At 62.9% G+C, this 13,522-nt stretch carries 14 protein-coding genes; 7 read left to right on the plus strand and 7 right to left on the minus strand.

The genetic code is table 11. The features are described from left to right. Positions 1-38: 38 nt before the first annotated feature. Complete coding sequence (locus X733_RS158680; RefSeq protein ID WP_023818089.1) at positions 39-722, plus strand: response regulator transcription factor; 684 nt, start codon at positions 39-41, stop codon at positions 720-722. Positions 723-889: 167 nt separating this feature from the next. On the opposite strand, the gene X733_RS158675 is transcribed toward X733_RS158680, so the two are convergent. Continuing rightward, complete coding sequence (locus X733_RS158675) at positions 890-2,233, minus strand: hybrid sensor histidine kinase/response regulator (RefSeq protein WP_023818090.1); 1,344 nt, start codon at positions 2,231-2,233, stop codon at positions 890-892. Positions 2,234-2,236: 3 nt separating this feature from the next. After that, positions 2,237-3,262 carry an FIST N-terminal domain-containing protein gene (locus X733_RS158670; protein WP_245274388.1) on the minus strand — a complete coding sequence of 342 codons (1,026 nt, stop codon included), beginning with the start codon at positions 3,260-3,262 and terminating at the stop codon, positions 2,237-2,239. 407 nt (positions 3,263-3,669) lie between these two features. Here X733_RS158670 and X733_RS158665 point away from each other — a divergent pair, with 407 nt between their 5' ends. From X733_RS158665 to X733_RS158650, 4 genes are all read left to right on the plus strand, one after another. Continuing rightward, positions 3,670-4,170: a (2Fe-2S)-binding protein gene (locus tag X733_RS158665; protein ID WP_023818091.1), complete on the plus strand. Its 501-nt coding sequence runs from the start codon at positions 3,670-3,672 to the stop codon at positions 4,168-4,170. A 123-nt stretch (positions 4,171-4,293) separates the two neighbouring features. Next, the gene (locus X733_RS158660) at positions 4,294-6,639 is read left to right on the plus strand and encodes a xanthine dehydrogenase family protein molybdopterin-binding subunit (RefSeq protein WP_023818092.1); all 2,346 of its coding nucleotides are present in this window, start codon (positions 4,294-4,296) and stop codon (positions 6,637-6,639) included. 102 nt (positions 6,640-6,741) lie between these two features. After that, the gene (locus X733_RS158655; protein ID WP_023818093.1) at positions 6,742-7,539 is read left to right on the plus strand and encodes a xanthine dehydrogenase family protein subunit M; all 798 of its coding nucleotides are present in this window, start codon (positions 6,742-6,744) and stop codon (positions 7,537-7,539) included. 287 nt (positions 7,540-7,826) lie between these two features. Continuing rightward, positions 7,827-8,849 (plus strand): acyltransferase, encoded by a 1,023-nt coding sequence (locus X733_RS158650; protein ID WP_023818094.1) that lies wholly within the window; start codon positions 7,827-7,829, stop codon positions 8,847-8,849. A gap of 66 nt (positions 8,850-8,915) precedes the next feature. On the opposite strand, the gene X733_RS158645 is transcribed toward X733_RS158650, so the two are convergent. The 5 genes from X733_RS158645 to X733_RS158625 form a co-directional block, all read right to left on the minus strand. Beyond that, positions 8,916-9,422, minus strand: coding sequence for a GNAT family N-acetyltransferase (locus X733_RS158645; RefSeq protein WP_023681710.1), 507 nt, complete (start codon positions 9,420-9,422; stop codon positions 8,916-8,918). After that, a complete protein-coding gene (locus X733_RS158640) occupies positions 9,422-10,177 on the minus strand; it encodes a copper homeostasis protein CutC (protein ID WP_245263042.1) in 756 nt (251 codons plus the stop codon). The genes X733_RS158645 and X733_RS158640 overlap by 1 nt, the downstream gene beginning before the upstream one ends. Before the next feature lie 114 nt (positions 10,178-10,291). Then, positions 10,292-10,723, minus strand: coding sequence for a cupin domain-containing protein (locus X733_RS158635; RefSeq protein WP_023681708.1), 432 nt, complete (start codon positions 10,721-10,723; stop codon positions 10,292-10,294). Between the two features lie 78 nt (positions 10,724-10,801). Then, complete coding sequence (locus X733_RS158630; protein WP_023681707.1) at positions 10,802-11,188, minus strand: hypothetical protein; 387 nt, start codon at positions 11,186-11,188, stop codon at positions 10,802-10,804. Positions 11,189-11,252: 64 nt separating this feature from the next. Next, complete coding sequence (locus tag X733_RS158625; protein WP_023672616.1) at positions 11,253-11,849, minus strand: alpha-ketoglutarate-dependent dioxygenase AlkB; 597 nt, start codon at positions 11,847-11,849, stop codon at positions 11,253-11,255. Between the two features lie 148 nt (positions 11,850-11,997). On the opposite strand from X733_RS158625, the gene X733_RS158620 reads away from it, so the two are divergent. Then, the gene (locus X733_RS158620) at positions 11,998-12,225 is read left to right on the plus strand and encodes a KTSC domain-containing protein (protein WP_023681706.1); all 228 of its coding nucleotides are present in this window, start codon (positions 11,998-12,000) and stop codon (positions 12,223-12,225) included. Positions 12,226-12,443: 218 nt separating this feature from the next. Next, complete coding sequence (locus tag X733_RS158615; protein ID WP_023681705.1) at positions 12,444-13,271, plus strand: phosphogluconate dehydrogenase C-terminal domain-containing protein; 828 nt, start codon at positions 12,444-12,446, stop codon at positions 13,269-13,271. Positions 13,272-13,522 lie beyond the last annotated feature (251 nt).

The following is a 13,522-nucleotide window of genomic DNA, read 5'->3' on the forward strand; positions in this document are numbered from 1 at the left end:
GGGGAGTATCCTGCCCAGGGAGGACTGAAACGAACACCATGACCGCAGTCAACGATCGCGCCCGGTTTCTGATCATCGACGACCATCCGCTGTTTCGCGAGGCGCTGCACAGCGCCGTGCAGATGGCGTACCCGGAAGTCGACACGGTGGAGGCGCGCTCGATCGCCGAAGCGCTCGATCTCCTGGGTGGGATAAAACCGTTCGACCTGGCGCTGCTCGATCTCAACATGCCCGATGTCCATGGCTTCGACGGGCTGCTGCAACTCAGGACCCGCCATCCGCGGCTGCCGGTGGTCGTCGTCTCGGGCTATGAGGAGCCGAAGATCATTTCAGAGGCACTGTCCTATGGCGCTGCCGGCTTCATCCCGAAATCGGCGCGCAAAAGCGATCTCGCCGCCGCCATCCGCTCCGTGATGGAAGGCGCGATCTATGTGCCGGAAAACTATGAGGGACAGCCGCCGGACGCCGACAGCACAGACCGCGCCGACATGGTGCAGCGGCTGGCGAAACTGACGCCGCAGCAGCTGCGGGTGCTGCAGATGCTGCGCCACGGCCTGCTCAACAAACAGATCGCCTACGAGCTGCAGGTCGGCGAGACCACGGTCAAAGCGCATGTCTCGGAGATCCTGCGCAAGCTCAATGTGTATAGCCGGACGCAAGCGGTGATTGAGGTGTCGAAGCTGGACAATGCGGAGCTGTTTCGCGATCAGGCCGGGTTTTGATCTTTACCCTCCCCCTTGTGGGGAGGGTCGATCCGCGAAGCGGAGCGGGGTGGGGGAGCTTGGCGCTGCACCCCGCCCCNGGGGGGGGGGGGGGGGGGGGAGCTTGGCGCTGCACCCCGCCCCGGCGCTGCGCGCCGACCCTCCCCATCGAGGGGAGGGTATGGAGCTCAAGCCAGCAGATGCGCCAGCAGCGCCCTTAGCTGCGCCGGCTTTAGCGGCTTCCGCATCAGCTCTATGCCTGCGGCGCGGGCTGCCTTGGCGACGGCCTCCGATCCGTCGGCGGTGACGATCAGCGCCGGCACGGCGCGGCCGAGATAGTCGCGGACTTCGGCTATTGTTGCGGTGCCGAGGTCGCCGTCGTCGAGATGCTGGTCGGCAATGACGATGTCGGGCACCCAGTCGGTGTCGCCAAGCAGGCTGATCGCAGCCTCGGTCGAGGTCGCGGCGCGCACCAGGCACTGCCAGCGCTCGAGCAGGAAGGTCATCGCCTGCAACACGTCGGCGTCATTTTCGACCAGCAGGACCTTGGTGCCGAACAGGCCGTAGCCGCGCGGCCGCTCCATCTCGGCAAGGCTGGCGATCGCATCGGCGCTGGCGCCGATGCCGACCGGCACGTCGATGTGGAAGATGGTGCCGCGCCCAACCCTCGAGGAGAACGTCACGGGATGACCGAGCGCGGCGGCCATGCGCCGCACGATGGCAAGGCCCAGGCCCAGCCCGCCGCCGGAGATCCCGGTGTCGGCTGGAATGGCGGAGCCGCGATGGAACTCCTCGAACACCGCCTCGCGCTGATCCTCGGGAATGCCGCAGCCGGTGTCGGCGACATCGATGCGGATGGTATCGCCGCGATGCCTTGTGCCGACAAGCACGCCGCCCAAAGGGGTATAGCGCAGCGCATTGGACAGGATGTTCTGCAGGATGCGGCGCAAGAGCGTGCGGTCCGAACGCACCACGGCGCTGACCGGGCGGAACTTCAGCGCCAGCCCCTTCATCTCGGCCACCGGCAGGAAATCCGACCGCAGCGAGGAAAACAGCGTCTCCAGATTGACATCGCCGATGTCGGGCTGGACCACGCCGGCATCGAGCTTGGAAATGTCGAGCAGCGTGCGCAACAGGTCTTCCATGGTCTCCAGCGAGCGCTCGACCTGGCGGACAAGTTTCTTGCCCTCGTCGCTGGTCTGCACTTCGGCCAGCGCCGAGACGGAGAGGTGGGCGGCGTTCAGCGGCTGCAGCACGTCATGGCTGGCGGCGGCCAGGAACCTGGTCTTGGACAAGTTTGCCAGCTCGGCGTTTTCCTTGGCGGCGCTGAGGTCGATGTTCGACTGTTCCAGCCGGCGCAAGGTCGAGTGCAGTTCCTCGGTGCGCATGCGCACCCGGGTTTCCAGTGAAATTGCGGTCTGGAACAGCGAGAAGGCGTTGCCCTGCTGGTCCATCGAGCGCTCGACGCGGCTGACCAGAGCGGCGTTGATCTTCTTCAGCCTGTCGACGTCGTCGATATCCCTGAGCGGCATGGGCTATTCCGCCGCCTGGCGTTCGCCGAAGGCGATGCCGGTGAAGGTTTGGTTCAGATGCATGGAGCGGTACTGTTCGCCATAGGTGCCGAAGCCGATGACATTGTTGACCCGGTAGAGCTCCGAAATGTCGCGGAAGACCTGGCGGTTGCGCGCATCGAGCCGGCGCAGCACGCAATCGAAGCCGAGGATCATGTCGATGCCGCCGAGCCGTTGCTCGACGTCGCGCAGTGCGGCGCGCGTGGATTCCACCATGTCCTTGGGCTGGGCGATGGACAGCACGACGCCGTCGTCTATGGCGCAGAAGAATGACAGCGAGCCGTCGGGATGCATCTTCTGGATCGAGCGGCAGTAAAATTCGCCACCCACTTTCACCACCACCGGGTGCGAAGCGAAGCTCATCGGCGTCAGGTTCTGCGCAACGATGCCGACGGAGGCTGCATACTCCTCAGCCGCATTGGTGGCGTTGAATTCGCGCACGGTGCGGTGGTCCGGATCGGATGCCGTCACCACCAGCTTCTCGTCGGTGGGGATGAAATTGTCGGTCTTGAAGACATGGAACGGGATCTCGGTGGCGATCAGCACAATGATGGCGCTATCGGACGCAACCTTGCCGTTCGAAATCAGCCTGGTGGTTTCGAATTTCAAATCGTCGCCCGCCGAACCGCCGATCAGCGGGATGTCGTCCAGCCCCCAATGGATGGCCGAGGTTACAGCTTCCTCGGCAAAGGACAGGCCGTCGATGAAGCAGAGCGCGAAGGTGCTTTTGGCATGGCAACTGCCGGTGCGTCCGCGCAGCAACCGCCGCAAGCCCTCGACTTCATCAGTGATCCTGTCCATTCCCGACGAGGAGAGATTGTCGACCATGGTGCTGACCGCCGAAAACGACGCGGAGGGAAAGAGCAGCGCCAGCACATGGCCTTCCTCCAGGCCCTGGGGGGTGATCTCGCCGGCGGTCGAGCAGGCGGCGTAGGCCAGCGTCGGTGCGTGGGTCTTCAGCCCTTGCGAAAGGACGCTCGCGTCAAACAAGCTCTGGGAGAAGAACAGCAGGGCAAAGCCGGCATCGATGGCTGCGGCCTCGACAGCGACCGCCAGGGCGAATGCATCGGCGTCGGGCTCGTCGGTGGTGAGCGCCGACAGACCGGATGCATAGCTCGTCCGTGAACTGGCCAGAGGCTTCCTCCCGATATCCTCCGACGCTTCCTGCGCGCGCCCGTTTTATGTCTCTCGGCGAGCTGGCGTCGAGGGCATTGTTGCCCCCTATTCGCTCTTTGGCAATGGGGCGGACAGGCCCATGATTTTCGTTTTCTCCATGACCGAAAGTACAATGAGCGCCGTGTGTTTTTTGCGCTTTGTGCAGTGTACCAATAGCGCATGGCCGAGCGCCAAAGCCGCATCGGCAGCATGACTACCAAGGTCATACCCAGGGAGGATGCATGTCGGACGTTTCGTTTGTCGTGAACGGAAAACGGATCAGCGGCGCTGCCGAGGACCGAACGCTTCTGGTTCATTTCCTGCGCGAAAATCTTGGTCTCACCGGAACGCATGTCGGTTGTGACACCTCTCAATGCGGCGCCTGCGTCGTGCATGTCGACGGCAAGGCGGTGAAGTCCTGTTCGATGCTGGCCGTGCAGGCCTCCGGGTCGACCGTGGTGACGATCGAAGGGCTTGCCAATGGCGGCGACCTGCATCCGATGCAGGCCGCGTTCAAGGAACATCATGGGCTGCAATGCGGCTTCTGCACGCCGGGCATGATCATGACCGCGACCGACATGATCGCGCGCCATCCCGAAGGCCTCGATGAGGCGACGGTGCGCGCCGAGCTCGAAGGCAACATCTGCCGCTGCACCGGCTACCACAACATCGTCAAGGCGATCCTCGCCGCATGGCAGACTATGGCGAAGGTGCCGAAGGGCAGGGCGAAACAGGCAGCGTAAGAAAGAAGCGAGTAGCGAATAGGGAGTAGCGAGTAGTCGGTTTAGCCGAACCGCTCCGAGCACAATTCCCTACTCACTAATCACTATTCGCCACTCACTATTCGCTATTCCGGAGGAATTCCTATGGGCATTGAAGGTATCGGCGCTCGGGTCGTGCGCAAGGAAGACAAACGCTTCATCACCGGCGCCGGCCGCTATGTCGAGGACATGGTGGTTCCCGGCATGAAGCATGCCGCTTTCGTGCGCAGCCCGCACGCGCATGCTCAGATCAAGAAGATCGACGTCAGACGAGCGCAGGCGATGCCCGGCGTCATCGGCGTCTTGACCGGCAAGGAGCTCAAGGCCGACGGCATCGGCAACCTGATCTGCGGCTGGATGATCCATTCCAAGGACGGCTCGCCGATGAAGATGGGCGCGTGGTCGCCGCTGGCGGTCGACAAGGTGCGCTATGTCGGCGATGCGGTCGTCATCGTGGTGGCGGAAACCAAGGGCCAGGCCCGCGACGCGGCCGAAGCGGTCGAGATCACCTACAAGGAATTGAAGGCGGTGGTCGATGCCACCAAGGCGCTGCAAAAAGGTGCGCCGCAGGTCCATGCCGATGCCGAGGACAATCTGATCTTCGACTGGGAGATCGGCGACGCCAAGGCGACCGACGCAGCGATCCAGGCGGCGGCCCATGTCACCCGCATGAAGATCGTCAACAACCGGCTGGTTCCCAACGCCATGGAGCCGCGCGCGGCCCTTGGCCATTACGACAAAGCCGAGGACCATTTTACCTGCTGGACGACGTCGCAGAACCCGCATGTCGCGCGGCTGGTGATGAGCGCCTTCTACAATGTCGCACCGGAAAACAAGCTGCGCGTCATTGCGCCCGATGTCGGCGGCGGCTTCGGCTCGAAGATCTACATCTATCCCGAAGAGATCGTCTGCCTGTGGGCGTCGAAGAAGACCGGCGTGCCGGTCAAATGGGTTGCCGACCGCACCGAAAGCTTTCTCACCGACGCGCATGGCCGCGACCATGTCTCGACAGTCGAAATGGCGTTCGACAAGAACAACCGGATCACCGGCTTCAAGGTAGACACCATCGCCAATCTCGGCGCCTACATGTCGCTGTTCTCGTCTTGCGTGCCGACCTATCTCTACGCGACGCTGCTGTCGGGCCAGTACAATATTCCCGCAATCCACGCCAATGTGCGCACCGTCTACACCAACACGGCACCCGTCGATGCCTATCGTGGGGCAGGGCGGCCGGAAGCGACCTATTTGCTCGAACGCACAATGGAGACCGCCGCACGCGAACTCGAGGTCTCTCCGGCGGAGTTGCGGCGCATCAATTTCATCACCGAGTTTCCGCACCAGACGCCGGTCATCATGAACTATGACGCCGGCGACTATGGAGCTTCACTCGATGCGGCGACACAGGCGTCCGACTATGCCGGCTTTGCGGAACGCAAGGCTGCCGCCGCCAACCAAGGCAGGCTGCGCGGCATCGGCATGAGCTGTTACATCGAGGCCTGCGGCATCGCGCCGTCGGCGGCGGTCGGCTCGCTCGGCGCCGGCGTCGGTCTGTGGGAATCGGCCGAGGTGCGGGTCAATGCCGTCGGCACGATCGAGGTGCTGACCGGCTCGCACAGCCATGGCCAGGGCCATGAGACGACCTTCGCGCAACTCGTCAACCAGCGTTTTGGCGTGCCACTGGACTCGGTCTCGATCGTCCATGGAGATACCGACAAGGTGCAGATGGGTATGGGCACCTACGGCTCGCGCTCGGGCGCGGTCGGCATGTCGGCAATCGCCAAGGCGCTCGACAAGGTCGAGGCCAAGGCCAAGAAAATCGCCGCCCATCTGCTCGAAGCCGACGAGGGCGACATCGTCATCGAGAATGGCGAGGTCAAGGTCGCCGGCACCGACAAGAGCCTGCCCTGGTTCCAGGTGGCTCTTGCCGCCTACACCGCTCACAATCTGCCGGCAGGCATGGAGCCGGGACTGAAGGAAACCGCCTTCTACGATCCGGCGAACTTCACTTTCCCGGCGGGCTGCTACATCTGCGAGGTCGAGATCGATCCGGAAACCGGCACGACCGAGATCGTCCAGTTCGTCGCGGCGGACGATTTCGGCAACATCATCAACCCGATGATCGTCGAGGGTCAGGTGCATGGCGGCATCGCCCAGGGTATCGGCCAGGCGCTGCTGGAAGGCGCGCACTATGACGATAGCGGGCAGCTGCTGACGGCGAGCTACATGGACTACACCATGCCGCGCGCGGACGACCTGCCGTCATTCAAGGTCTCGACGTCGAACACGCCGTGTCCGAGCAATCCGCTCGGCATCAAGGGCTGTGGCGAGGCCGGCGCCATCGGCTCGCCGCCGGCGGTCATCAACGCCATCACCGACGCTTTGGGGATTGTGGACATCGCCATGCCGGCCTCGCCGTCGACGGTGTGGGCGGCGATTAGGGCGAAGAAATGAGTGAGTAGGGAGTAGTGAGTAGGGAATGGGCATTACCGGAGATGACAGCGTCCCTATTCCCTACTCCCTACTTACTACTGCCTAACACTTCAGGAGGATCCCATGTACGCAGTCAACTACCACCGCGCCGCCTCGGTCGCCGACGCCGCCAAGCTGGTGAAGAGCGGCGACGCCAGGCTTTTGTCAGGCGGCATGACGCTGATCCCGGCGATGAAGACGCGGCTCGCCGCACCGTCCGACCTGATCGACCTGTCGCGGATCAGGGAGCTGCAAGGCGTCAAGGTGTCGGGCAGGACCGTCACCATCGGCGCTGCCACCACCCATTACGACGTCGCCAATGACGAGAGACTGAGAAAGGCCTGTCCGGCGCTTGCGCATCTGGCGTCGCTGATTGGCGATCCGGCGGTGCGCCACAAGGGCACGATCGGCGGCTCGGTCGCCAACAACGACCCAGCCGCCGATTATCCGGCGGCGCTCTCGGCGCTGGGCGCCACCATCGTCACCAACAAGCGCGAGATTTCAGCCGCGAAATTCTTCACCGGCCTGTTCGAGACGGCGCTGAAAGAAGGCGAGATCATCACGGCGGTGAGTTTTACCGCGCCGGCCAAGGCTGCTTACGAAAAATTCCGCAACCCGGCCTCGCGCTATGCGATTGTCGGCGTGTTCGTGGCCAAGGGCAAGGACGGGGTCAGCGTTGCCGTTACCGGCGCCGGCGATGACGGTGTGTTCCGCTCGAAGGAGATCGAAGCCGCACTGGCGAAGAACTTTGCCGCATCGGCGCTCGACGGCGTGAAAGTGCCGGCGAAGAATTTGATGACCGACCTCCACGCTTCGGCCGAATACCGCGCCAATTTGATCGCCGTGATGGCCAAGCGCGCCGTGGCGGCAGCCAACGCCTGACATCATCAACTACTGACAAGGAAAGGGGCCATCGCGGCCCCTTTGTTCGTCTGCGGCGAGCTGTAACTGCCCAGTCCTTGCGAGTTCGCTGCCACGCGCAAATCCGTTGTTTCAGGTAATTCCCGTGCAAGAACAGGCGCATACTTCCCAAGGGACTGCCCAGCCCCATTCTCGCACTTGCACAATCTGATATTGCACTGCAATATGTATAGCTTGGCGGAACACGGGGTGGATTCTGCGCGCGGCGGTGTGAGCTGCGCCAAGATCTTGCGTCGTAGAGGATCGGCATGGCCGACATCTCCGCAGCGTCTGTTGCCCTGCCGCGGGCCACAGCCGACAAAGCCGCCAGAGCAAGACTGGCCTATCTCGATGGCTGGCGCGGGCTTTCGATCGCACTGGTGCTGATCGGCCATTTCTTCCCCGTTCCCGGGATCAATCTCGGCGTGCTCGGCGTCGAGTTCTTCTTCGTGCTCTCAGGCCGGCTGATGGGCGAGATACTGTTCATCGAACGCTTTCCGCTGAAAAAATTCTTCAAGCGCCGCTTTTCGCGCATCTATCCCGCGCTGCTGGTGTTCGTGACATCAGCCATGATCGGGCTCTCCGGCACCTTTATCGGCTTCAAATGGAAGGCGGCGCTGACGGCGCTGACATTCACCTACAACTATGCCGGAATTCTCATCACCCGCGCCGGCGCGCTCGACCACATCTGGTCGCTGTGCGTGGAAGAGCATGCCTACATCATCCTGGCGCTGATCAGCGTGGTGGTGACCGGGCGGGGTAATGTCGTTCGGCTGCTGGTGACGCTGTCGCTGCTGGCGATGGCCAATGGCGCCATTTCGTACTGGGTGCTCGGCATGGATTACGAGCACAGCTATTGGCGCACCGATGTGCATATCGCCTCGATCCTGCTGTCGGCATCGATCTGCCTGCTCAAGCACGATGACCGGGTGCCGGCATTCCTGAAGAGCCCCTATGTCAGCCTCGTGTCGGCGGCGGCGGCTATATTGCTGTTCCTCGATCCGGTGCCGACGCCGGTCCACTATCTCCTGGCGGTGCCCTTGCTGGCGCTTGCCGTCAATACGCTGGACACCAGCAGCTGGCATCTGACCGGCCTGCTTTCATCCAGGCCGATGGTGATGATCGGGCTGTGGTCGTACTCGCTCTATCTCTGGCAACAGCCCTTCTACAAATTCGTCGCCGAGCAGGGCAGTGCGCCGATCCCGATGCTGGCGGCTGTCTTCGCCTGTGCATTATGCAGCTACTATCTGGTCGAGAAGCCCGCGCGGGCCTGGCTGAACCGGAATTGGTGAGGGCTACGGATTCCTAATCTTATGCCGCCGTGGCGATCTGCTTGCCGATCATCAGCCAGCGACCCATCAGCCGGCGATCTCCTTGAGGTAGTAGCGCACCGCCTTCTTGCCGCCATGGATCACCGCGTCACCGACCTCGGCAAAGCCAAGCGCCGCATGGAAGGCGTCCGAAGCCGGATTGGGCGGTTCGACATTGACCTCGCAGGTGACGATGCTGTGGCCCGCGCGTGCGACTTCCCCGAACAGATCCTCGTAGAGCCGGCGGGCATGGCCGCGGCCGCGCGCTTGCGCCGCGACGACGACGCGGTCGACATAGACGAAGCGTGGATAGCGCTCGCGGAACCAGAGGAAATTCGGGCTGTCGTAGGCCGCATTCTGGTCGAAGGTCATGATGAAGGCTTCGAGCGTGCCGATGCGCCTGATGTAAAACGCTTCGCCAAGCAGGAAAGACAGCCGTTCGGGCTCGAGCCATGACAGTTCGGCGGCGTGCTCGTTGTTGAGTGCGAGGATGGCCGCTTCGTCCTGAGGCGAGACACGGCTGATCGGCGACGGCCCAGTCACGGCTTCGCTCATCATGCTCTGGCCGCCGCAATCGTCGCGGCAACCAGCGCCCCATCGGTGATTGTGGTGCGGTATTCGCGGTCCAGATCGCCGCCGCCCATGCCGACTTGCGGGTTGCGGTAGGCCATGGCGCTCGGTACGTCCTTGAGCGCGGCGAAATGCAGTTCCGTCAGCCCGGTTGATGCCAGCACCCCGGCGATGTTTTCGGGGTCCAGCGCGCCGCAGCCGAGGATGATGATGCGGCCGTCGGCCTGGCGGACGAGATCCGCCAACAGGCCGGCGCCTTCCACCGCGGTGTCCCTCTGGCCGCTGGTCAGCACGCGGCCGACCTTGCAGCGGATCAGCGCTTCCAGCGCCTCGGCCGGGTCGCGGGTCATGTCGAAGGCGCGGTGGCAGGTGACGGCGAGCGGACCGGCGGCATGGACCAGCGCGCCCATGCGGGTTTCATCGATGGTGCCGTCGGCATTGAGGCAACCGACGACGACGCCGGCGACGCCGAGGTCACGAAGCGCTGCGACATCGGCGAGCATCGAGCTGTATTCGGCCTCGCTGTAGAGGAAATCGCCGCCGCGCGGCCGCACGATGACATGGAAGGGAATTGTCGCGCTCTCGAGTGCGGCGCGCACCGTGCCGAGGCTGGGCGTGATGCCGCCTTCGACCAGGCTGGCGCAGAGCTCGACCCGGTCGGCGCCGGCGGCCTGCGCAGCCAGCAGTCCATCGATGCCTTCGACGCAGATTTCGATCAGGGGGCGAGCATTTCCGGCCAAGGGGCGATCCTTCATGATTGCATGACGGCCAGCCCTAGCATCGGCTCGGTTGGTGGGGAAGCCGGAACAGCCAGTCGCTGCTTGGGCCAGCCCGGCAACCCGGCCGATCCGCAATTACTGGCGCAGCACCGTGTTCTTGGCGCCTTGTTCGACCTGGTCGATGACCAGCAGCTTGACCGGGCCGTCGCCGATGTTGGTGGCCTGGTGCCACTGGCCGATCATCTCGATGATGAAATCGCCCGTCTTGTAGGTGTTGCTGTTGCCGGTCTCGACATTCGTCACTTTGAGTGTCCCGGCCTCGACATAGGCGTAGCGGGCAAACGGGTGCTTGTGCACCGGCAGAGTGGCGCCGACCGCAATGTCATAGGTTGAAACCAGGACCTGGACATTTTTCTGCGGCAGCACGATCGGCTGGCCGGACGCCGTCTGGCTGCGATCGGCAAGCGGTGTGACGACAACCGGCGGGATGGTACTGTCCAGCGCCCGAGCGGGGTTTGCAGATAGCGCCGCCGCGAACAGCAGCATCGATGCCAGGATCTTTCGCATGGTTCCTCCAGGTTTTACCGCCACCGCGCGGGCGCGACGCCAAACTTCTATCTCTCGTCAGTTACTGGAGACACAACGTCATCCGCCGGTGCCGTCGTCCATCATCGTATTCGTGAGCGCTTCATAGATGTTGCTGCATACCTGGGACCGCGGACAGTGTTTTACGATGAATACCGGCACGACAGTCAGTGCGGCGGCGATCAGGATTTGCAGGAAGAGAGGAGCAGGCTCGAAGCGTTTGCCAAACAAGGCTCGGCAAGCGAAGTAGAGACTTTGAGCCAGGCATGCCCAGACAAGGACATGCAACAGCGTGCTCGTTGCTCTTGCATAGGGCGTTATGTATCCGTCGGGAAAGCCGACCATGCCAAGGTCGACGAGCCACTGCAGAGCCAGAACGCAGGACAGGCATGCCCACAGGAAGAGCGCTGCGCGGGTAACCAAAACTCTGCTGCGATCCACGCTCATGTGCGGTCGAAGCACAACTGCGCTCGGTCTTCCAGAGCGGCTGCTGCGTGGCTTGGAGTGTGGCCTATTTCAGAGTGCGCAGCGTGATCGAATAGCGGTGCCCGGCGACCGGAGGAATGCTGTGCTCCCACTCGTGGCGCGCCGGGCCGTCAATGAGATAGACAGATCTCGGCTGAACCTCGATCGTCTTGCGATCCCATTTCGAGCCGTTTTTTCGGCGCAGCCGAAAGCTGCAGGGCGCCAGCAGGGAGACGCCGGCGACGAGATCGAAATGCGGCTTGTCGCGATGCCAACCTATGCCCGCGCCCGGCCGATACTCGTTGATGAGCACTTGCGCGAATTCCGTGGCCTGCCTGCCGGCAAAATCCGCGACCTTGTCGCGAAGCGGCAGCAGGAATTTCGGGATGGGCGGCGCTTCGACGACCTGGCGCCGGTCGTAGTCGTAGCGCCAGCCGAAGCCGGCGACCTGCCGGTTGGCAAGGTGGCCGTGGAAATCGAACGGCTTGAAGGACAGTTCATTGAGGTGACGGACCAGTTCCGCCTCTTCGTCCGTTGTGATCAGGCTAGGCCGGTAAGAAAATCCTTCCGGCAGCGTGTCGGCCGCGCCGAAGAGATCGCCCTGGCTGGCATATGCTGTTGTGCTGGATTTCGTCTGTGCCATCTGACGGAGAGATAGGAAGCCTCGCCACCCGGGCAAGATTTTCGGCGTTGTGGTGCGCCTCCCTGTCGGAACCTCCGCATCGTTGCGGCATTACGCATGTTCGAAGCAGGATTTGGAGAAGATTTGGGGACGAAGCGGGATTTTCGACATGCCGTCCACTGCCATCCGCAATACCCACTACGACCCGTCGACGAAAATCCTCTCGGTCTGGTTCGTCCCGAGCGGAGCCCGCTACGACTACGAGGAGGTCGAGCCCGAGACCTATGCGGCGTTCCGGGCCGCCTTCTCGAAAGGGCAATTTTTCAACGAGTTCATACGCGATCGCTACCGGTTTCATTTGGTTGAAGAAGGACGCCGGCGCGTGACTGGATCCTGAAGGCGCTACCAGGAGTCGCAGCGCAGGGATAGTTTTCGGGCTGGGAAGACCAGGGACCCAGGCAGCTATAGGCCCGCCACGGCGAGCGGAATGCCAAACAGACGACCGCATGGCCTCATCAAAGCCCTGTTCAACTCCTTAATTCGTGGTAAGGTGATTATACCAGTTAATAACATGACGATCGGCGCGGCCGTCGTTTAAAGCGGGAGTAGGGATAGATGACAACGATTGCGCTACTCGGTGCCGGCGGCAAAATGGGGTACCGCCTATCGACCAATTTTCGCGGATCGCCCTACACGGTACGCCATGTCGAGGTGAGCGAGGCCGGCCGCGAGCGGCTGAAGACCGGACTGGGCTTTGACGCGGTCAGTGCCGATGCGGCGCTGGACGGGGCGGACATCGTCATCCTGGCCGTTCCCGACACGCATATCGGCAAGGTGGCGGCTGATATCGAGAGCAAACTGGCGCCGGGCACAATGGTGATAGTGCTCGATGCGGCCGCACCCTTCGCCGGCCATCTGCCCAACCGGCCGGACCTGACCTATTTCGTCACCCATCCCTGTCATCCGCCGATCTTCAACGACGAGACCGACATGGCGGCCAAGAAGGACTATTTTGGCGGCGTCAAGGCCAAGCAGCATATGGTCAGCGCGCTGATGCAGGGACCGGAAGCGGATTACGCCAAGGGCGAGGCGGTCGCGAAAATCATCTGGGCGCCGGTCATGCGCTCGCACCGTGTAACTGTCGAACAGATGGCGCTGCTGGAGCCCGGTCTATCGGAGACGGTGTGCGCGTCACTGCTTGTCGTCATGAAGGAAGCCGTCGACGAGGTCGTCGCGCGTGGCGTCGACCAACAGGCGGCGCTCGACTTCCTGCTCGGCCACATGAACGTGCTCGGCGCCGTGATTTTCGGCGAGACCAAGGGCGTATTCTCGGATGCCTGCAACAAGGCGATCGAATTCGGCAAGCCGGTGCTGATGCGCGACGACTGGAAGCGGGTGTTCGAGCCGGAAGAGATCGCCGCGAGCATTCGGCGCATTACCTGAGACAGGCCGAGTCGGGCGCTTGCCGGAGCGCCTCGGTGGCTCGACACACCCGCCATGACACCCAACTGTTTTTGCTCAGTGGGCACATGTCACCTCAATTAGTGATTGACTCATCATACCAGTTGGCTTAGCTGTTGATGGCTTGGGCAAGGGTTCGCGGGAAGTACGAAGCCTGGGCGAGTGGAGGGACGGCGAGGGAGCAGCGATCGTTTGGGAAGCCGGCACCGGCATTCAGCCTGAACCGATCGGCG

The organism is Mesorhizobium sp. L2C066B000 (assembly GCF_000502335.1).
Lineage (GTDB): Bacteria > Pseudomonadota > Alphaproteobacteria > Rhizobiales > Rhizobiaceae > Mesorhizobium.

Bases quoted from the DNA above. Each gene is read 5' to 3' on its own strand.
- X733_RS158680 (WP_023818089.1), top strand. From the start codon at position 39: ATGACCGCAGTCAACGATCGCGCCCGGTTTCTGATCATCGACGACCAT.
- X733_RS158675 (WP_023818090.1), bottom strand. From the start codon at position 2,233: ATGCCGCTCAGGGATATCGACGACGTCGACAGGCTGAAGAAGATCAAC.
- X733_RS158665 (WP_023818091.1), top strand. From the start codon at position 3,670: ATGTCGGACGTTTCGTTTGTCGTGAACGGAAAACGGATCAGCGGCGCT.
- X733_RS158660 (WP_023818092.1), top strand. From the start codon at position 4,294: ATGGGCATTGAAGGTATCGGCGCTCGGGTCGTGCGCAAGGAAGACAAA.
- X733_RS158655 (WP_023818093.1), top strand. From the start codon at position 6,742: ATGTACGCAGTCAACTACCACCGCGCCGCCTCGGTCGCCGACGCCGCC.
- X733_RS158650 (WP_023818094.1), top strand. From the start codon at position 7,827: ATGGCCGACATCTCCGCAGCGTCTGTTGCCCTGCCGCGGGCCACAGCC.
- X733_RS158645 (WP_023681710.1), bottom strand. From the start codon at position 9,422: ATGAGCGAAGCCGTGACTGGGCCGTCGCCGATCAGCCGTGTCTCGCCT.
- X733_RS158635 (WP_023681708.1), bottom strand. From the start codon at position 10,723: ATGCGAAAGATCCTGGCATCGATGCTGCTGTTCGCGGCGGCGCTATCT.
- X733_RS158630 (WP_023681707.1), bottom strand. From the start codon at position 11,188: ATGAGCGTGGATCGCAGCAGAGTTTTGGTTACCCGCGCAGCGCTCTTC.
- X733_RS158625 (WP_023672616.1), bottom strand. From the start codon at position 11,849: ATGGCACAGACGAAATCCAGCACAACAGCATATGCCAGCCAGGGCGAT.
- X733_RS158620 (WP_023681706.1), top strand. From the start codon at position 11,998: ATGCCGTCCACTGCCATCCGCAATACCCACTACGACCCGTCGACGAAA.
- X733_RS158615 (WP_023681705.1), top strand. From the start codon at position 12,444: ATGACAACGATTGCGCTACTCGGTGCCGGCGGCAAAATGGGGTACCGC.